Genomic DNA, 19,280 nt, shown 5'->3' with positions numbered 1-19,280 from the left:
GCAAAATGCGCCCACGTGGGGCGGCTTTCGGGACCTATTAGCCCCAAAATCGGGACGCTGAGAAGACCCCCGACGTCTGTCAAAATGTCAATGAGGAGCTGGCGGCCGCTCCGCTGCTGTCATTCCCCGCGAAGGCGGGAATCCAGTAAGCCGCAGCGTCTCCGTATCCCAACGTTGTCTCTGGAATACCGGGTCGCCCGGCCAAGCCGGGCGACGACAGCCGGGAACAGGAGGGCTCAAATATTTGCGGCGAGGTCCACGACTTCGTCGAACAGCACGCCGGTCGTCTTCAGCATCTGCTCGATCTCGTCGGTCGCGTCCGCAACCGTCCGTGTCGAGGTATCGATCACGAGCTCGGCGGCCTCGGGCCGCTCGTAGTCGTTGCCGATGCCTGTAAAGGAGGCAAGGGCGCCGGCGCGAGCCTTCTTGTAATGGCCCTTGGGATCGCGCTCCTCGCAGATTTCGGCCGGTGTCGCGACATGGATCTCGCGGAACGCGGCATCGGCGACGCGACGCGCGGTGGCGCGGTCCTCGCGGGCCGGCGAAACGGCGGCGACGATGGCGATGTGGCCGTTGCGGGCGAGATGGGTCGCGACCTCGGCAAGCCTGCGGATGTTCTCGCTGCGGTCGGCTGCGGAGAAGCCGAGATCGCCATTGAGCCCGGCGCGCAGCGTGTCGCCATCGAGCAGGATCGGCGAGCCGCCATTGGTGAAGAGACGCCGCTCCAGCGCCTTCGCCAGCGTCGACTTGCCGGAGGCCGGCAAGCCCGTGAGCCAGACCACGGCACCGTTATGGCGATAGCGCGCAGAGCGTTCGTCGGGGCGCAGCGCCGATTCCACCGGCACGATGTCGACCGGCACGGCGCGCTGACCGGCATCGACCGACAGCACCAGGCCGCCGCCGGCGATACGCCCGGAGACCTCGATCACGAGCCGGCCGGTGCGCGGATTTTCGGTGTAGGGATCGACCGCGATCGGATTGGAGAGAGAGCGATCTCGCCGACATGGTTGCGGCCAATCGCCTCGTTCTCGCGGCTCTCGAGCTCGCCGGGATCGACCGCCTTCTCGATGGCGACGACGGTGGCGCGGCTTTCCTTCGGTCCGCAGCGGACCAGGAGCTGATCGCCTTTGGCGAGCGGCTTGTCGTGCAGCCAGAAAATACGCGCGCGCAGCCGCCGCGTCTCGCGTGGGGCGGCGCTCACATGCGCGATGATGTCGCCGCGCTCGAGAAACAGTTCGCGGTCAAGCGTGATGCCGACCGAGCGGCCGGCGCCCTGACGTCCCGCGACCGGCGTCACCGGCCAGCTCTCGACCGTCTTGATCCTGGCGATCTTGCCGGCCGGCATGATCACGATCTCGTCGCCGGCAGTCAGGCTGCCGGATTCGATGCGGCCTGCGACGATGCGGCGGTCGTCGAACTTGTAGATCGCCTGCACCGGCAGGCGCAGCGCCAGCGCTTCCAGCGGCCGCGCCGGCTCGAGTCCATCGAGCGCCTCGACCACGGTCGGACCCGTGTACCAGCCGATGCGGTCGGTGCGCTCGGCAACGCCATCGCCGTCGCGCGCGGAGATCGGGATGATCGCGGCCGGCGTCACGCCGAGGCCGTTGAGATGCGCGGAGATCTCGTCGCTGATTTCCTTGAAGCGCTCGGCGGAGAAATCGACGCGGTCCATTTTGTTGACGACGACCGCGACCTGCTTCACGCCGAGCAGATGCAGCAGGTAGCCGTGACGCCGGGTCTGGTCGCGCACGCCTTCGAGCGCGTCGATGATCAGCACCGCGCCGTCGGCCTGCGAGGCGCCGGTGATCATGTTGCGCAGGAATTCGGCATGGCCGGGCGCGTCGATCAGCACGATGTCGCGCGAATTGGTGCGGAAACGGATCTGCGTGGTGTCGATGGTGATGCCCTGATCGCGCTCGGTCTGCAGCGCATCGAGCAGGAACGACCATTCGAACGGCATGCCGCGCCGCGCGCTGACGGCTTTGAGCATTTCGAGCTTGCCGTCGGGCAGGCTGCCGGTTTCGTGCAGCAGGCGGCCGACCAGCGTCGACTTGCCGTGGTCGACATGGCCGACGATGACGATGCGCACCTGAGGACGCGTGGTGCCATTCGGCGTGGCAGGCGAAGCGGGGGTGACGATCATGTTCATACGACTGCGCGTCCTTGATCAGAGATAGCCGGCGACGCGCAGGCGCTCGAAAGCGTCCTCGGTCTCGTGATCGAGCGCGCGGCCTGCGCGCTCCGGCACCTTGGTCTGCTCGAGCTCGGCCAGGATCTCGTCGATGTTCGACGCGGTCGAATTCACGGGGTTGGTGATGTCCTGATCGCCCAGCGAGCGATAACGCTTGCCGTGCTTGGCGAGATACAGCGGGATGATCGGGATATTCTCGCGCTTGGTGTAGGCCCAGATGTCGGCCTCGGTCCAATGCAGGATCGGGTGGATGCGCAAATGCGCGCCTTGCGGCGGCGATGCATTGAAGTGATCCCAGAACTCCGGCGGCTGGTCGCGCACGTCCCAATTGCCTTCGAGACCGCGCGGCGAGAACACGCGCTCTTTCGCGCGCGTCGCTTCCTCGTCACGGCGGATGCCGGCGATCAGCCCGTCAAAACCGTATTTTCCGAGCGCCATCTTGAGGCCTTCGGTCTTGCGCGCGGCGGAACGGGCGGCGGGCGGCAGCGTTGGGTCGACGGCATCGATGGGCGGGCAGGGCTCGACGCGCAAATCGAGCTCCCACTCCTTCCCGTAGTGATCGCGAAATCGATACATCTCCGGAAACTTCTTGCCGGTGTCGACATGCAGGGCCGGGAACGGCAGGCGGCCGAAGAACGCCTTGCGCGCCAGCCAGATCATGACGTTGGAGTCCTTGCCGAGCGACCACAGCAGGGCGATCTTCTTCAGGCGGGCAAAGGCCTCGCGAAAGATGTAGATGCTCTGCGCTTCCAGCTGGTCGAGATGGTCCATGCTGGGGGCCGCCAGCGCGACTGGAATTTGCTCGGAAAGCGGGGCGCGGGGGTCCCGTCCATCTGCACCGGAATCGGTCCTGAGAAGATGCATCTCTGCCACTTTGCGTTTGGAGGCGAATTTTCTATAGTTGCAGCGCAGAAGAGAAGAAAAAATTTTCTCTTTGCGCGTCAGAAATGACACATATATAGAAAATAATTCCAGTCAACCCCGGATGTGGGGGAAGCGAGTATCGCATGCGGTTCTTGCCGGTGTTCCTCGATCTCAAGGCCGGTCCGGTGGTCCTCATCGGCGCGGGTGAGCTTTTGCGCGCAAAATTGCGCGTGCTCGCGGCTGCCGGTGCGCGCATCCGCGTGCATGCGATCGACGGCAATCAGGATCTGAGCCTCGGCGCCGATGACGCGGCGGGTATCGAGATCGCGACGAGCGATCCGCTCACGACCGATCTTGCCGGTGTCATTGCCGTCGTCTGCGCGGGCGCGGGCGATGTCGGCGTGGTGATGTCGGCCCGGGCTAAGTCGCTTGGCCTGCCGGTCAACGTCATGGACGATCTCGAACATTCCAGCTTCATCTTCCCGGCCATCGTCGATCGCGGCGATGTCGTGGTCGCGGTCGGCACCGGCGGTGCGTCACCGGTGGTGGCGCGTCGCGTGCGCGAGAAGATCGAGGCGCTGCTGCCGGCGCGGATCGGCGAACTCGCCGAATTCATCGGCGGCTTCCGCAAATCCATCAACGAACGTATCGCCGAGTTTCCGCTGCGCCGGCGCTTCTGGGAGCGCGTCATTGACGGTCCGATCGGCGCAGCCGTGTTGGCCGGCCGCAAGGACGAGGCCGACGCAGCGCTCAAGCAGATTTCCGATGCCTCCGCGTTTGCGCGCGCCGACAAGCCGGAGGGCTCGGTGGCGCTGGTCGGCGCCGGCCCCGGCGATCCGGATCTCCTCACCATCAAGGCGCTGCGCGCGCTGCAGGATGCCGACATTGTCTTCCACGACGAGCTGGTCTCGCCCGAAATTCTCGACCGTATCCGTCGCGATACCACGCGTGTTGCCGTTGGCCGTCGTGTCGGCAAGCCCGGCATCGGCCAGGACGCCATCAACAGGCGCATGATCGAGGCCGCGCAAGCTGGCCAGCGGGTCGTGCGGCTGAAGGGCGGCGATCCCTTCGTGTTCGGCCGTGGCGGCGAAGAGGTGGAAGCGCTGCGCGCTGCCGGTGTCGCCTATTCGATCATTCCGGGCATCACCGCAGGCCTCGGCGGCGCCGCCGATTTCGAGGTGCCGCTCACCTACCGTCATGAAGCGACCCGCATCACCTTCCTCACCGCGCACAGGGCGCGCGACGCAGAGACGGTGGATTGGTCGACGCTGACCGACACCAAAATGACTGTCGTGGTCTACATGGGCATGACCGCTGCGCCCGCTGTTCGCGCCGGTCTGTTTGCCGCCGGCCGTTCGCCGGAAACGCCGGTCGGCGTGTTCGCCCGGGTCACGCGGCCGGACGCGAAAGGCGTAATCGGCACGCTGCGTGACCTGCCCGAGCTCGTGCGGCACGTCAATGGCGGTCCCGCCATTCTCATCATCGGCGACGTGGTCCGGCATGCCGGTTCGCTTCACCGTCAATCCCCCAAGAAAAACCCAGCTCAAATCATCTCTGACCTACTGGATGCAGCCGAATGACCTCCCCGCTTGAACAGAAGAAGATCAAAATCGCCGGTCCTTCGGTCGTGACCGCCAATCGCACCTGGGATGGCATCGTGGTGTATCGCACCGCCGCCAAGAGCTGGTCCGCGGAACTGTCGGAAGCCGCGATCGTGCGCAACTCGGACGAGGCGAAGGCGTTGCTTGCGGAGTCGGTCGCCGATGACGTCGGCGCGATCGGTCCCTATATCGCCCCGGTGCAGGTCGGCGCGGACGGCAAGATCGAACCCGGCAATCTGCGCGAACAGATCCGCCGCACCGGTGTCACCATCGGACAGCCGGCACAGGTTTAAGGCATTCTCTGATGTATGCTTACGACGAAATCGACCGCACGCTCGTCAACGAGCGCGTCTCGGAGTTCCGCGACCAGGTGAAGCGCCGCCTCTCGGGTGAGCTCACCGAGGACGAGTTCAAGATCCTGCGGCTTCAGAACGGCGTTTATCTGCAATTGCACGCCTACATGTTCCGCGTCGCAATTCCCTATGGGACGCTGGCGACGAACCAGCTGCGGGCGCTCGCCCATGTCGCGCGCAAATACGACCGCGGCTACGGCCATTTCACCACGCGGCAGAACATCCAGTTCAACTGGATCAAGCTTGCCGAGCTGCCCGATGCGCTCGCCAATCTCGCCCAGGTCGGCATCCATGCGATGCAGACCTCCGGCAACAACATGCGCAACGTCACCTCGGACCAGTGGGCCGGCGTCGCGCCCGGGGAGATCGAGGACCCGCGCATCTGGTCGGAGCTGATCCGTCAGCACACCACGCTGCATCCGGAATTCTCGTTCCTGCCGCGCAAGTTCAAGATTGCGATCACGGCGTCGGACCATGATCGCGCCGCGATCAAGATTCACGACATCGGTCTTAGGCTGATCAGGAACGAGAAGGGCGAGACCGGTTTCGAGGTGCTCGTCGGCGGCGGTCTCGGCCGCACGCCGTTCATCGCCAAGACCATCAAGCATTTCGTGCATGGCCGCGATATCCTCAGCTATATCGAGGCGATCCTGCGCGTCTACAATCAGTACGGCCGCCGCGACAACATCTACAAGGCGCGCATCAAGATCCTGGTGCACGAGCTCGGCATCGAGAAATTCTCGCGCGAGGTCGAGGAGGAGTGGCAGCACATCCGCAACTCCTCGCTCCAGATCGACGACGAGGTGATCGAGGACATCCGCTCGCGCTTCAGCTATCCGAACTACGAGAAGCTGCCGCACATGCCGGACGAACTGCGTCAGGCTGCGGCGGACCCGGACTTCGAGGCGTGGCGCAAGAACTCGGTCTCGCCGCATAAGGTGCAGGGCTATTCCATCGTCACGATCTCGCTGAAGCCGATCGGCGCACCTCCGGGAGATGCCACGGCCGAGCAGATGGACGCGCTGGCTGATCTCGCCGACAAATATTCCTTCGGGGAAATCCGTGTCGGCCACGAGCAGAACCTGGCGCTGCCGCATGTCGCCAAGCGCGACCTGCCGGCGTTGTGGAAGGCGCTCGACAAGCTCCGCCTGGCGACGCCGAACGTGAACCTGATCACCGACATCATCGCCTGCCCGGGGCTCGACTATTGCTCGCTGGCGAATGCGCGCTCGATCCCGATCGCGCAGGAGCTGACGCGACGCTTCGCCAACCATGGGCTCGCCAATCTGATCGGCCGGTTGCACATCAACATCTCCGGCTGCATCAATGCCTGCGGTCACCACCATGTCGGCCATATCGGCATTCTCGGTGTCGAGAAGAACGGCGAGGAGGTCTACCAGATCACCATCGGCGGTCGTGCCGATGAGGGTGCTGCGCTGGGCAATCTGATCGGCCCCGGCGTCAAGTTCGACGAGGTCGCCGACGTCATCGAAGACGTCGTGGAAGCCTATCTTGCGCTGCGCGAGCGGCCCGAAGAGCTGTTCATCGACACGGTGAAGCGCCTCGGCGTCGAACCTTTCAAGGAGCGCGTCTATGCCACTCGTTAACGGCGGAAAAATCGTCGACGACAGTTTCGTCAAGCTGGCCGTCGACACGCCGCTGCCCGAGAGCGGCGACATCCTGGTGCCGGCCGAGCGCTTCGTCGGCGAGGCGGAGGCGTTGCTCAAGCGCGCCGGCAAGCTCGGCGTGATCTGGCCGAACAACCGCGACATCGACGAACTCGTGCCGTATCTCGGCAAGGTTGCCGTCGTCGCGCTGGTGTTCCCGACCTTCCGGGACGGACGCGCCTACAGCCAGGCGCGGCTGCTGCGAGAGCGTTACAATTATCGCGGCGAATTGCGCGCGACGGGCCAGATCCTGCGCGACCAGTTCGTGTTCATGCTGCGCGCCGGGTTCGATTCCTTCGAGGTCAAGAAGCAGGCGGATGCGGAAGCGTTCATGCAGACCGCGAAGCGCTACTCGGTGTTCTACCAGCCGACCGGCGACGGCCGGATCACGGCGCTGCACCGGCGCATGCAGCTGCGTCACTCCGAGGGGGTCGGCACGTGAACGCCGTGACTGCTCAATTTGCATCCCAATCCACCTCGGTGTTGCCGACCGCGGATGAGCTCGACCGCGCTCTGCGCGACGCCGCTCCGGCCGAAATCATTGCTGCGGCGCTGAAGACCGTCGGCCGCGACCAGCTCGCCGTGGTGTCGTCGTTCGGGACGGAGTCGGCCGCGCTGTTGAAGGTGATGGCCGATGTCGATCCGGCCATTCCGGTGATCTTTCTCGATACCGGTTGGCTGTTCGAAGAGACGCTTGCCTATCGCGACGCGCTGATCGCCACGCTTGGCTTGAGAGATGTTCGTTCGATCAAGCCGCTGGAGGAGGCGCTGAAGCGGGAGGATCCCGATCAGGAGCTCTGGTTCTCCAATCCCGACGCCTGCTGCCGTATCCGCAAGGTCGAGCCGCTGGCGCGGGCGCTGAAGCCGTTTTCCGCGTGGGTCAACGGCCGCAAGCGGTTTCAGGGCGGCGTGCGCGCCGACATTCCGGTCGTCGAGCTGGATGGCGCGCGGCTGAAGTTCAATCCTTTCGCCAATGCCTCGCGCGAGGAGATCAAGGACATCTATGCGCGTGCCAAATTGCCGCAGCATCCGCTTCAAGCGTCGGGTTTCCTGTCGGTTGGGTGTATGCCTTGCACGAGCAGAACGACCGAGGGCGAGGACGAGCGCGCGGGTCGCTGGCGCGGCCGCGCCAAGACAGAATGTGGCATCCACACGACGAAGATTTCGTAGCACAGGCAAGCCGCCCGGCTGCGAACAAGAAAATCCGGTTCCGTTGACTTGAGCGCGTTTCGCCCCGAGTTATGCCCGCGTGCCATCGACGACGCTGAAGTCGTCGAGGTGAATGGAGATGGACATGATGCGCCGTATCGTTCCGCTCGCGGCAGGGCTGCTCGTGACAGGATTTCTGGCAAGCTCGGCTCTCGCCGCTGACATCAACCTCTTGAACGTGTCGTACGATCCGACGCGTGAGCTCTATGTCGAGTTCAACAAGGCGTTCGCGACCGCCTATCAGAAGGAAACCGGCAAGAGCGTCGAGATCAAGCAGTCGCATGGCGGCAGCGGCTCGCAGGCGCGCGCCGTGATCGACGGATTGCAGGCCGACGTGGTGACGCTCGCGCTCGCGTATGACATCGATGCCATCGCCGGCAAGGGCCTCACTGCAGCCGATTGGCAGAAGCGGCTGCCGCAGAATTCATCACCCTACACGTCGACCATCGTGTTCCTGGTACGCAAGGGCAATCCCAAGGGCATCAAGGACTGGGACGATCTGCTCAAGCCGGGCGTTGCCGTGATCACGCCGAACCCCAAGACTTCTGGCGGCGCGCGCTGGAATTATCTGGCGGCCTGGGGCTTTGCGCAGAAGAAATACGGCTCGGCCGACAAGGCCAAGGACTTCATCGGCAAGCTCTATCAGCAGGTGCCGGTCCTCGACACCGGCGCGCGCGGCGCCACCGTGACCTTCGTGGAGCGCGGTGTCGGCGACGTGTTGCTGGCCTGGGAGAACGAGGCCTATCTCGCGCTGAAGGAGTTCGGCCCGGAGAAATTCGAGATCGTGGCGCCGCCGCAATCGATCCTGGCCGAGCCGCCGGTCGCGATCGTCGACAAGGTTGCCGACAAGAAGGGCACGCGTAACGTCGCCGATGCTTATCTCCAGTACTGGTACACCAAGGAAGGGCAGGAGATCGCCGCGCGCAACTTCTATCGTCCGCGCGATCCCGAGATCGCCAAAAAAGTATGAAAACTCCTTCGCAAAGGTCGAGCGGTTCACGATTGACGATGTGTTCGGCGGCTGGACCAAGGCGCAGAAGGAACATTTCGCCGATGGCGGCGTCTTCGATCAGATCTACAAGAACTGATCGGGGGCTGTCGGAGGGGTTTGAACAGGGGGCCTGGTGAGCGCAATCGCAGCACGACGCCGGACATTGCCGGGCTTCGGTCTCACGATGGGGCTGACGCTGACCTGGCTGTCCGTCATCATCCTGATTCCGCTCGCCGGGCTGTTCCTGAAGTCGTTCGAGCTCAGCCCCGAGCAATTCTGGAACATCCTCTCGAGCCGCCGCACCCTGAACGCGCTCCGCGTCTCCTTCGGACTCGCGTTCGCTGCGGCCTGCGTCAATCTCGTGATGGGCAGCATCATCGTCTGGGCGCTGGTGCGGTACCGCTTCCCCGGACGCCGCCTGTTCGACGCCATCGTCGACGTGCCGTTCGCATTGCCGACAGCCGTTGCCGGTGTGGCGCTGACCTCGCTGTTTGCCGAGAAGGGCTGGCTCGGCGCGCGGCTCGCCGCGCTCGGCATCAAGGTGGCGTTCACGCCGCTCGGCATCTTCGTCGCCATGATCTTCATCGGCATTCCCTTCGTGGTCCGCACGGTGCAGCCGGTGCTGCAGGATCTCGACCCCGAGATCGAGGAGGCGGCCGGCAGCCTCGGCGCCAGCCGCTGGCAGACCATCATTCGCGTGATCCTGCCCTCGCTTGCGCCGGCGCTGCTCACGGGGCTCGCGCTCGCTTTTGCGCGCGCGGTCGGCGAATACGGCTCGGTGATCTTCATCGCCGGCAATCTGCCCAACGTCTCCGAGATCGCGCCGCTCTTGATCGTGATCCGGCTATCCGAATTCCGCTATGCCGACGCAACCGCGATCGCGGTCGTCATGCTCGTCGTCTCCTTCGTCATCATCTTCGCGGTCAACCGGTTGCAGCGCTGGGCGCAGAACCGGGTCCCGGTGCACTAGGGCGGGATGCGATGACGATGCAGATCGCCGACTCCGTGTCGCTGTCTTCACCCGAGGCGAAGGCGCGTGCGCATGCCGCCGCTGCGCGCAACAATCTCCGCACCGAACCGAAGGCGGTGCGCATCGCTATCATCGTGCTGGCGATATTGTTTCTCTCCGTCTTCGTCGTTCTGCCGCTGGTGCTGGTGTTCGCACAGGCCTTCTCGAAGGGCATTCTGGCCTATTTCGACGCGCTCGCCGAGCCGGAGGCGCTGGCTGCGATCAAGCTGACGCTGATGGTCGCGGCGATCTCGGTCGGGCTCAACCTCGTGTTCGGCCTCGTCGCCGCCTGGGCGATCGCCAAGTTCGAGTTTGGCGGCAAGACCTTCCTGATCACGCTGATCGACCTGCCGTTCTCGGTGAGCCCGGTCATCTCGGGCCTCGTCTTCGTGCTGCTGTTCGGTGCGCAAGGCTATTTCGGCGGCTGGATGAGGGATCACGACATCCAGATCCTGTTCGCAGTGCCCGGCATCGCGCTCGCCACCACCTTCGTGACCTTCCCGTTCGTGGCGCGCGCGCTGATCCCCTTGATGCAGGAGCAGGGCACGCAAGAGGAAGAGGCCGCGATCTCGCTCGGCGCCTCGGGCCTGCAAACCTTCTTCCGCGTCACGCTGCCCAACATCAAATGGGGCGTGCTCTATGGCGTCCTGCTCTGCAACGCGCGCGCGATGGGCGAGTTCGGTGCGGTCTCCGTCGTCTCCGGCCATATCCGCGGCGAGACCAACACCATGCCGCTGCTGGTCGAGATTCTCTACAACGAGTACCAGTTCGTCGCCGCGTTCGCGATCGCCTCGCTGCTGGCGATGCTGGCGCTGATCACGCTGGTCGCCAAGACCATTCTCGAACGTCATCTCGACGAAGGACACGACGTCAATGACCATTGAAGTCAGAAATCTCGTCAAGAAGTTCGGCAGCTTCGCAGCGCTGGATGGCGTCGACCTCAAGGTCAATGACGGCGAGCTGCTCGCTCTGCTCGGCCCCTCCGGCTCCGGCAAGACCACGCTGCTGCGGATCATCGCCGGTCTCGACTGGCCTGACACAGGCGAAGTCCTTTTCAATGGCGAGGATGCGCTGGCGCAGGGCGCGCGCGAACGCCATGTCGGCTTCGTGTTTCAGCACTACGCGCTGTTCCGCCACATGAGCGTGTTCGAGAACGTCGCCTTCGGACTGCGCGTGCAGCCGCGTGCGATCCGCAAGGATGAGGCGACAATCCGCGCCCGGGTCAAGGAGCTGCTCGATCTCGTGCAACTCGACTGGCTCGCCGACCGCTATCCGAGCCAGCTCTCCGGCGGCCAGCGCCAGCGTATCGCGCTCGCCCGCGCGCTCGCGATCGAGCCGCGCATCCTGTTGCTCGACGAGCCCTTCGGCGCGCTCGACGCCAAGGTGCGGAAAGAGCTGCGCAAATGGCTGCGCTCGCTGCATCACGAGATCAACGTCACCTCGATCTTCGTCACCCACGATCAGGAAGAGGCGCTGGAAGTCGCCAACCGCGTCGTGGTGATGGACAAGGGCAGGATCGAGCAGATCGGCTCGCCCGACGACGTCTACGAGACGCCGGCGACCGCCTTCGTGCATGGCTTCATCGGCGAATCCATCGAGCTGCCGGTCCAGATCGAGGGCGGCGTCATCAGGCTCGGTGACCGCCCGCTCAATCTTGCCGTCGACGGTCTGGTGTCTGGCGCGTCAAAACTGTTCGTACGGCGACACGACATGCTGGTCGGTCCGCCCGGCTCGGGCGCCTTCGAGGGCGCCGTTCAGCATGTCCGGAATTTCGGTCCGGTGCAGCGGGCCGAGGTTGCATTGTCCGGCGGCGAGACCATCGAGATCGACGCCCCCCGCGACCGGGAACTGCGCGCCGGTGACACCATCGGCCTCGAGCCCCGCCGCTACCGCATATTTGCGGGCACCTGAGCGGGTCCCGAGAGATCGAATTTTCCTCAAAATTCACCTTTCAGCCACGGTTGGTATGCAACAACGGCGCCTCATCTGGGGGCTCCGATTCATGCGCGCTGCGGCCGCAATTCTCATCACTTTGCTTCTCGCCGGCTGCGCTGGCAACGAAGTGCCGGTTCAGCAGCCGTCGATGTATGCCGACATGTCGGTCCCGGGCGCCAAGCTCGATGCGCCGGCGGCCGCGATCATGATCTCGCAGTATCGCCAGAACAACGGCCTCGGCACCGTCGTCGTCGACCCCGATCTGATGCGGCTCGCCGAATCCCAGTCCAGCGCCATGGCCGTCGCCAACAAGATGGACCATGACGTCCGCGCGCCGCTCGCCAAGCGCCTTGCCGCCGGCGGCTATCCCGCGACCGTGGCGGTCGAGAACATCTCGGCCGGCTATCATACGCTGGCGGAAGCGTTTTCCGGCTGGCGCGACTCGCCTCCGCACCGGGCGAACATGCTCAAGGGCGGTGTCACAAAATTGGGCATAGCGGCGAGTTATGCTCCGGGCACCAAATACAAGGTGTTCTGGACCATGATCCTGGCGTCGACCGATCCCCGATAAGCCAGACTTGATCCCGGGATGCATTAACGCCGCGGCAGGCTGTCGCCACGGTGGCTCGCCTTCTGCTAATGTTCCCGAATGACCGATCATAGCCCGGAAGTCGCAACAGTCCCCGCGAAGGCGCAGCGTGTCCTGGTTCTTCAGGGCGGCGGGGCGCTCGGCTCCTATCAGGCCGGCGCCTATCAGGCCCTGTGCCATTTCGACTTCGAGCCCGAATGGGTTGCCGGCATCTCGATCGGTGCGGTCAATGCCGCCATCATCGCCGGCAATGAGGGCCACACCCGCGTCAAGCGGCTCAAGGAATTCTGGGAGATGGTTTCCAAGCCGGTGCCGTGGAAGCCGCTCGGCAAGAGCGACCACAGCCGGGAGCTGTTCAATTCCACCAGCGCCGCGCTGATCGCGACGTTCGGCGTGCCCGGCTTCTTCACGCCGCGCATTCCGCCGGCGCCGCTCTGGCCGCCGGGCAGCCCGCAGGCCGAGAGCTATTACGACACCGCGCCGCTGAAGAAGACGCTGGAGCGGCTGGTCGATTTCGACCGCATCAACGACCTGAAGACCCGCCTGTCGGTCGGTGCGGTCGGCGTCACCTCCGGCAACTTCAAATATTTCGACAATTACGAGTTCAAGAAGCTCGGCAAGAAAATCGGCCCCGAGCACATCATGGCCTCCGGTGCGCTGCCGCCGGGCTTTCCGTCGGTCGTGATCGACGGCGAGCATTATTGGGACGGCGGCATCGCCTCCAACACGCCGCTCGACTTCGTGCTCGATGCCGAGGTCGATCGCGACATGCTGATCTTCCAGGTCGATCTGTTCAGCGCGCGCGGCGATCTGCCGAATTCGCTGATCGAGGCCACCGAGCGCGAGAAGGACATCCGCTTCTCCAGCCGCACGCGGATGAACACCGACAAGAACAAGCAGATCCACAATGCGCGCAGGGCGGTGCGGGACCTGATCGGCAAATTGCCGGACTTTCTGAAGAACGACCCCTCCGTCGAATTCCTCGCAAAAGTCTCGCGCGAAAGCACGGTCACCGTGGTGCACCTGATCTATCGCAGCAAGAACTACGAATCCTCGTCCAAGGACTATGACTTCTCGCATGTTGCGATGGTCGAGCATTGGGAAAGCGGCGTGCGCGACGTGCATCTGTCGATGCGCCACAAGGACTGGCTCGAGAAGCCGCAGTCCGGCGAGACCATGATGACCTACGATCTCACGGGGGACGTCACCGCGCCCCCGCCAAAAAGGAGCGAATAATATGGGTACTCTGTCAGGCAAGAACGCCGTCGTGACCGGTTCGACCAGCGGCATCGGGCTCGCCTATGCGCGCGCGTTTGCGGCTGCCGGCGCCAATGTCGTCATCAACGGGTTCGGCTCGCCGGAGGACATCGAGAAGGAGCGCTCCAAGATCGAGTCCGATTTCGGCGTGAAGGCGGTCTATTCGCCCGCCGATATGACCAAGCCGGCCGAGATCGCCGGGATGATTGCGCTCGGCGAGAAGTCGTTCGGTTCGGTCGATATCCTCGTCAACAATGCCGGCATCCAGTTCGTCTCGCCGATCGAGGAGTTTCCGCCCGAGAAGTGGGACCAGATCATCGCGATCAACCTGTCCTCGGCCTTCCATGCCATTCGCGCCGCCGTCCCCGGCATGAAGAAGAAGGGCTGGGGCCGCATCATCAACACGGCCTCGGCGCACTCGCTGGTCGCCTCGCCCTTCAAGTCGGCCTATGTGTCGGCCAAGCACGGGATCGCCGGCCTGACCAAGACCGTGGCGCTGGAAGTCGCGACCAACAAGATCACCTGCAACTGCATCAGCCCCGGCTATGTCTGGACGCCGCTGGTGGAGAAGCAGATCCCTGATACGATGAAGGCCCGCAATCTCACCCGCGAGCAGGTCATCAACGACGTGCTGCTCGATGCCCAGCCGACCAAGGAGTTCGTGACGTCCGAGCAAGTTGCAGCTCTGGCGCTGTTCCTGTGCAGCGACGATGCCGCGCAGATCACCGGCACGAATCTGTCGATCGACGGCGGCTGGACCGCGGAGTAGTTCCACGTCATGCCCCGCGAAGGCGGGGCATCCATCGGTGCGGTAGGACCTCCTACCGTCCGTCAAGGGGGAAGTGTCCTTGCTGAACCCAGCATAGCGCCGTGCTCGACGCAGTCCAGGACGCTGCGCGCCGGCTTTGCCGGTGCCTTCGGCATCCTGGACATCGTCTGCGCGCGACGCTTGGCGATCGTCAGGTCGGGACGAAGGAATGGTCCGCGCCCGGCCGAACAAAGGAATGAGATTACGCTGTCGCGGTGATGTTTTCGCTGTTGTAGTCCGCATCGTAAGGGGTCTGCCGCCTGAGTGTCGTGCAGAGGGCAAAGAGCAAACGATCCCCGACGCTGCGCAGGGCGCGCGCGTGGCCATGTCCCCGCGCCCGCAAGGCATCATACCGTTTCCGGGTGGCCGCATCGTGTTGCATGGCGACACGAGACCAGTGATGGACCGCGCTCTGCAGCCGCCTGTTGCAGGCGAGGCGACGGACCACGAAGCGCTGCTTGCCGCTTTGCCGCGTCACCGGGGCAGCTCCTGCCAAAGCGCGCAGAGCATGGTAATCTCGTCTGCGCAGGGGCTCTGCGGCCTCGGCGAGCAGTGTGGCGAGATTGATCCTGCCGATACCTGGCCAGGAGCGTAGGATCGTCACGTCGCACTGCGCCGGGCTCTGCCCCGAGGCGCTCTCCTCTGCTTCGAGCTCGGCACAGAGACGGTCCAGGCTCTGATGAGCCTCCTTGATCTGCCGATTGACCAGATGCAGGCGCGCCGCCAGGCTGCGGATGTGGGCGCAGGCGGCCTCGGTCGTGCCTGACGCCACGAACAGCGGGGTCTCACGCAAGATCTTGAGCGCCGCCGCCGCATCGAAACGGCGGATACGATATGCACTCAGGATGCGCGCGATGGCCTTCTCGCTGGCCTTGGCCGCCCTGTCCGGGGTCGGCACCTTCTGCCAAAGGGCCAGGAACCATTCGTCGGCGACATCGTCGGTCAACTTGGTGGCTTGGGGATAATAGCGCCACAACTGCTGGCGAAGGCGGTTGGCGAGACGCGTGCGCTCCTGCTGCAGTTCGTCGCCCAAGCGCGACCACTCACGCAACTCGATCATCGTGGGATCATCAACCACAAGCCGGCGGAAGGCCGCGCGATCCGTGCGCAGCGAGCCTGCGAGCACATGGGCATCGCGGCGGTCGTCCTTGGCACCAGCTGCCGTGAAGCGATCACGGAAGCGGTCGAGCTGCTTGGGATTGATGGCAAACACCGCAAACCCGTGTTCGAGCAACATCTCCACCACCGGGCCGTGCGGCATCTCGATCGCCACGGCGATCTGTCCCGGTGCGGCCTTGGTCTTCTCAAGCAGCCAGTCACGCAGCTCCGTCAGCCCAGCGCCGTCATGGGCGAACTCGCGCCGAGCAACCTGTCTTCCTTCGGCATCCAGCAGGCAAACGCTATGGCTCTGCGTTGCCCAATCGATCCCGGCGAACCAGCGTACATCTTCGATCATTTTGGGACCTCCTTGCTCTCAAAAGCGGGCCACCGCGATCTCGATCAATCCCTGTACTGGCGCTCTCGGCGCAAACCTCCTACTGGATATCGACCGCGGCCGCTCTGCCGGGGCGCGGCTCCTACGTCGGTGTTCAAGACACAGGTGGGCAAGGCTGCTCCCGGCGGATCGGCCCGCACTCCCAGTCTACACCGTTAGACTGGCTGCGAACCCCAAAAGGGTACAGGGTGGGCAAAGGCGCGCAAGCGCCGTGCCCACCATCTTTCGCCGATTGAGAAAAGTGGTGGGCACGCTTCGCTTTGCCCACCCTACGACTCCGTCCTTCGATCGGGCCTCAATGGCTCCAGGCCAGAGCCGTCACGATCGCGGATTGCAAGTTGAGCTCCGCGAACATGATCTTGCCGGCGACCACGACGAGGACGCTGGCGAGCGCAACGCGCAACACCGTCTCGGGCACGCGTGTCGCGCTGTAGCTGCCGAGAATGATGCCGGGCAGCGAGCCCAGCAGCAGCACGCCCATCAGGGCCCAGTCGACCGAACCGAGCATCCAGTGTCCGATGCCGGCAACCAGCGTCAGCGGCACCGCGTGCGCGATGTCGGAGCCGACGATGGTCGCCATCGGCAGGCGCGGGTATAGCAGCAGCAGCACGGTCACGCCGACCGCACCGGCACCGACCGACGAAATCGAGACCAGCACGCCGAGCACGACCCCGGTGACGACGGTCGCAATCAGAGTGGTGCGATCACTGACCTGCTCCATGCGCCGGCGATAGCGCTCCATGATCGACCTGCGAAAGATCAGCGATGTCGCGGTCAGGATCAGCGCAAAGCACAGCACCAGATTGACGAGATTGCGCTCGGCATCGCCCCTGAGATCGAGCTTCCACAGCACCAGCAGCGTCAACGCGCTCGCCGGGATGCTGCCACAGGCAAGCCGCAGCACCGCCGGCCAGTGCACGCTACGCGACCAGCCATGCACGACGCTGCCGCCGGTCTTGGTGGCGGCGGCGTAGAGCAGGTCGGTGCCGACGGCGGTGGTCGGGTGGACGCCGAACAGCAGGATCAGCAGCGGCGTCATCAGCGAGCCGCCTCCTACGCCGGTCAGCCCGACAAGCAGGCCGACGCCGAATCCCGAGGCGACGTAAAGCGGGTCAATCATGGTCTGGGCGAATCTAGATTTATCTCGTCAGTTGGGCAATACGACGTAGAATAAATTTCCCCTAGGGCGCAACCACTTGGGTGGAATAAGAAAAATTGTTTCCTTGCTCGCCGTGAGGGGTCATTCCATCCAAATCGCCGCCCCGTGGCGAAACGGACGTTTTGCGTGCCTGGTCGGCAGTCAGCGATCAGCGATGTCGGGTTGTGACGGCTCATTCAGTCCCGTGAGCGGCCGCCGGGATGTGTGGCGAATATGGAGAATGTCGATCGTGTCGCTGCGAACCCGGTAGAAGATTCGAAATGGGTAGCGGACCGCGGATGCCGCCCGGACGGTGGAGCGTTGCGCCACGCGGGGGCCGATAGCGGTGCGCGCTGAATGCGTTCGATGACGTCGAGGAGTCTCCGCGCAACGGCTTCTGCGACGGCGGGACTTGCGCTGGTTGTATAGTAATTCGCGATATCGCTGAGATCAGAAAGTGCCTGTCGGGAATAGAGGACCTTCATCCGCGGCGGAATTTTGCGAAAGCCGCATCGATCTGGGCTTCGGTCGCGACCTCGCCGCGATCAATGGCCGCCATGGCCGCATCGATAACCCTCAGCTCTTCCTGGCTTGCCAAATATTCGCCGCCACGGAGTTCGCTTTCGATCTCATTGGCAACGGCGATCAACTCTTTCTGGGCCTCGTCAGGCCAGGATTGAGCGCGCTGCAGCAAATCTCTCAGGTCGGGCACAGCCATGAACGGATTTTAGCAGGCAGAAGGCGATTGGCCAACGTCTCTATTGATGAGACGGGGATTGACCAAACGCCAGCACGTGCAGCCCCAACCGCTGCCGCACGATCCAGAACAGCAGCACTGTCTCGAAGGTGAGCGACATCGAGGTCGCGGCCGCGGCGCCGTGGCCGCCGAAGCGCGGCACCAGCGCGATGCAGAGCACGAGGTTCATCACGAAGGCCAGCGCGTAGGCCAGCGCGCAGATCTTCTGCTGGCCCAGCATGTTGAGCAGGCGCTCCACCGGGCCGATCGCGGCGCGCACCACGAGGCCGATCGCGGCGACGAACATGATGTCGTAGCCGACCGTGAATTGCGGCCCGAACAGCCAGAGCAGCGGCTTGCCCAGCGCGAGCAGCACGGCGGTCGCCGCCAGCGACGGCCAGAATGTCCACTTGATGGCGTGTGCGACGTAGGCCGAGAGCCGCGCCTTGTCGCCGAGCGCGTTGTATTCGGCGAAGCGATGCGCGGTTGTCGCCGACATCGCGTAGTGGATGAAGGACACCAGCGCCAGCGTCTTCACCACCGCGAAGTAAACGCCGACTTCGTCGGACGGGCGGAACTGCTGCAGCACCAGCACGTCGGTGTAGGACAAGAGGAGATAGAAGCTTTCGACCAGCAGGATCGGCAGCGAGACCGCGAGCCAGCCGCTGATGTCATAAGCCTTGGCGCCGGGCGCGATGTGCTCGGCGAGCTTGCGGTTCAGCACCACCATCTGCCCGGTCATCGCGATCCACACCGCGCCGGCGCTCGCCACCATCGCGGCGATCGCGCCGAGATGATAGCCGAGCAGGAAGGCGCACGCCGTGATGCCGATGATCAGCGCCTGGCGGATGATGAACTGGGGCATCAATCCAAGCCGCATCCAGTCATGCGATCGCGCGATGCCGTCCTGGGTGTTGGCGACGACGAAGGCGGGCAGCGTCATGCAGCCGATATAGAGCGGCAGTTCCTCGGCCGGGTCGATCCAGGGCGACAGCAGCTTGACGATTCCGGCGAGGCCGAGCGACATCAGCGTGGAGACTGCGAAGGTGAGCCAGCGGCTGCCGGAGAGAAAGCCGCGCAGCAGCGCATGGTCACCGCTGGCGCGATATTCCGGAATGATCTTTTGCGCGGAAGCCGAGATGCCGAAATCCATCATGCTGCCGAGCAGCAGCACCCAGGTCCAGACATAGACGTAGATGCCGTAGTCGGACGTTCCCATCCAGCGTGCGAGCAGGATCTGCGAACAGTAGGCGAGGCCCGCGCTGATGACGCGGATGATGAAGATGGTGCCGGCCAGCCGCCGCGTCAGCGACGCTTCGCTCGAACCGCCCGTCAGCCTGGCGCGCAACCGCGCGATCAGCCCGGCCGGTCCGGTCGTTGCGGGTTCTGCATCCATCACGGCCACGTCGAGATCCCCAGGCGTCCCGCGTGCTGCGG

At 64.4% G+C, this 19,280-nt stretch carries 17 protein-coding genes and 2 pseudogenes; 12 read left to right on the top strand and 7 right to left on the bottom strand.

The window, feature by feature from the left end; genetic code table 11:
* Window positions 1-236: 236 nt before the first annotated feature.
* Together cysC and cysD are read right to left on the bottom strand one after the other, a co-directional pair.
* Window positions 237-2,149 (bottom strand): annotated as a pseudogene (gene cysC, locus ACTGJ9_RS00510) (adenylyl-sulfate kinase).
* Window positions 2,150-2,167: 18 nt separating this feature from the next.
* A complete protein-coding gene (gene cysD, locus ACTGJ9_RS00505) occupies window positions 2,168-2,962 on the bottom strand; it encodes a sulfate adenylyltransferase subunit CysD (RefSeq protein ID WP_456675484.1) in 795 nt (264 codons plus the stop codon).
* Between the two features lie 236 nt (window positions 2,963-3,198).
* On the opposite strand from cysD, the gene cysG reads away from it, so the two are divergent.
* The 12 genes and pseudogenes from cysG (at window position 3,199) to ACTGJ9_RS00445 (ending at window position 14,435) form a co-directional block, all read left to right on the top strand.
* On the top strand, window positions 3,199-4,635 hold the full coding sequence (gene cysG / locus ACTGJ9_RS00500; RefSeq protein ID WP_456675483.1) for a siroheme synthase CysG: 1,437 nt from the start codon (window positions 3,199-3,201) through the stop codon (window positions 4,633-4,635).
* The gene (locus ACTGJ9_RS00495) at window positions 4,632-4,949 is read left to right on the top strand and encodes a DUF2849 domain-containing protein (protein ID WP_456675482.1); all 318 of its coding nucleotides are present in this window, start codon (window positions 4,632-4,634) and stop codon (window positions 4,947-4,949) included. The genes cysG and ACTGJ9_RS00495 overlap by 4 nt, the downstream gene beginning before the upstream one ends.
* An 11-nt stretch (window positions 4,950-4,960) precedes the next feature.
* Window positions 4,961-6,616: a nitrite/sulfite reductase gene (locus ACTGJ9_RS00490; protein ID WP_456675481.1), complete on the top strand. Its 1,656-nt coding sequence runs from the start codon at window positions 4,961-4,963 to the stop codon at window positions 6,614-6,616.
* A complete protein-coding gene (locus ACTGJ9_RS00485) occupies window positions 6,603-7,118 on the top strand; it encodes a DUF934 domain-containing protein (RefSeq protein WP_456675480.1) in 516 nt (171 codons plus the stop codon). Before ACTGJ9_RS00490 ends, ACTGJ9_RS00485 begins: the two co-directional genes overlap by 14 nt.
* A gap of 5 nt (window positions 7,119-7,123) precedes the next feature.
* Window positions 7,124-7,846, top strand: a complete 723-nt coding sequence (locus ACTGJ9_RS00480; RefSeq protein ID WP_456678408.1) for a phosphoadenylyl-sulfate reductase — start codon at window positions 7,124-7,126, stop codon at window positions 7,844-7,846.
* 112 nt (window positions 7,847-7,958) lie between these two features.
* Window positions 7,959-8,973 (top strand): annotated as a pseudogene (locus ACTGJ9_RS00475) (sulfate ABC transporter substrate-binding protein).
* Between the two features lie 87 nt (window positions 8,974-9,060).
* Window positions 9,061-9,846 (top strand): sulfate ABC transporter permease subunit CysT, encoded by a 786-nt coding sequence (gene cysT / locus ACTGJ9_RS00470; RefSeq protein WP_456678407.1) that lies wholly within the window; start codon window positions 9,061-9,063, stop codon window positions 9,844-9,846.
* A gap of 11 nt (window positions 9,847-9,857) precedes the next feature.
* On the top strand, window positions 9,858-10,769 hold the full coding sequence (gene cysW / locus ACTGJ9_RS00465; RefSeq protein ID WP_456675479.1) for a sulfate ABC transporter permease subunit CysW: 912 nt from the start codon (window positions 9,858-9,860) through the stop codon (window positions 10,767-10,769).
* On the top strand, window positions 10,759-11,796 hold the full coding sequence (locus ACTGJ9_RS00460) for a sulfate/molybdate ABC transporter ATP-binding protein (RefSeq protein ID WP_456675478.1): 1,038 nt from the start codon (window positions 10,759-10,761) through the stop codon (window positions 11,794-11,796). Before cysW ends, ACTGJ9_RS00460 begins: the two co-directional genes overlap by 11 nt.
* A gap of 91 nt (window positions 11,797-11,887) precedes the next feature.
* Complete coding sequence (locus tag ACTGJ9_RS00455) at window positions 11,888-12,391, top strand: CAP domain-containing protein (RefSeq protein ID WP_456675477.1); 504 nt, start codon at window positions 11,888-11,890, stop codon at window positions 12,389-12,391.
* Between the two features lie 78 nt (window positions 12,392-12,469).
* Window positions 12,470-13,645 (top strand): DUF3734 domain-containing protein, encoded by a 1,176-nt coding sequence (locus ACTGJ9_RS00450; RefSeq protein ID WP_456675476.1) that lies wholly within the window; start codon window positions 12,470-12,472, stop codon window positions 13,643-13,645.
* Between the two features lies 1 nt (window position 13,646).
* A complete protein-coding gene (locus ACTGJ9_RS00445) occupies window positions 13,647-14,435 on the top strand; it encodes a 3-hydroxybutyrate dehydrogenase (protein ID WP_148755238.1) in 789 nt (262 codons plus the stop codon).
* Between the two features lie 241 nt (window positions 14,436-14,676).
* Here ACTGJ9_RS00445 and ACTGJ9_RS00440 read toward each other — a convergent pair whose 3' ends face one another.
* The 5 genes from ACTGJ9_RS00440 to ACTGJ9_RS00420 all read right to left on the bottom strand — a co-directional run bounded on the left by ACTGJ9_RS00440 (window position 14,677) and on the right by ACTGJ9_RS00420 (window position 19,248).
* Complete coding sequence (locus ACTGJ9_RS00440) at window positions 14,677-15,930, bottom strand: IS110 family RNA-guided transposase (RefSeq protein WP_456675475.1); 1,254 nt, start codon at window positions 15,928-15,930, stop codon at window positions 14,677-14,679.
* 334 nt (window positions 15,931-16,264) lie between these two features.
* The gene (locus tag ACTGJ9_RS00435; RefSeq protein WP_456675474.1) at window positions 16,265-17,089 is read right to left on the bottom strand and encodes a sulfite exporter TauE/SafE family protein; all 825 of its coding nucleotides are present in this window, start codon (window positions 17,087-17,089) and stop codon (window positions 16,265-16,267) included.
* Between the two features lie 215 nt (window positions 17,090-17,304).
* Window positions 17,305-17,592: a type II toxin-antitoxin system RelE/ParE family toxin gene (locus ACTGJ9_RS00430; protein ID WP_456675473.1), complete on the bottom strand. Its 288-nt coding sequence runs from the start codon at window positions 17,590-17,592 to the stop codon at window positions 17,305-17,307.
* Window positions 17,589-17,756, bottom strand: a complete 168-nt coding sequence (locus ACTGJ9_RS00425) for a hypothetical protein (protein ID WP_456675472.1) — start codon at window positions 17,754-17,756, stop codon at window positions 17,589-17,591. The genes ACTGJ9_RS00430 and ACTGJ9_RS00425 overlap by 4 nt, the downstream gene beginning before the upstream one ends.
* A gap of 109 nt (window positions 17,757-17,865) precedes the next feature.
* Window positions 17,866-19,248: an oligosaccharide flippase family protein gene (locus tag ACTGJ9_RS00420; protein ID WP_456675471.1), complete on the bottom strand. Its 1,383-nt coding sequence runs from the start codon at window positions 19,246-19,248 to the stop codon at window positions 17,866-17,868.
* Window positions 19,249-19,280: the final 32 nt, after the last annotated feature.

Source organism: Bradyrhizobium sp. RDM12, from assembly GCF_051917485.1.
GTDB lineage: Bacteria > Pseudomonadota > Alphaproteobacteria > Rhizobiales > Xanthobacteraceae > Bradyrhizobium.
Note: the sequence above shows the minus strand (reverse complement) of the source record. Positions and strands in the feature narration are given on the sequence as shown.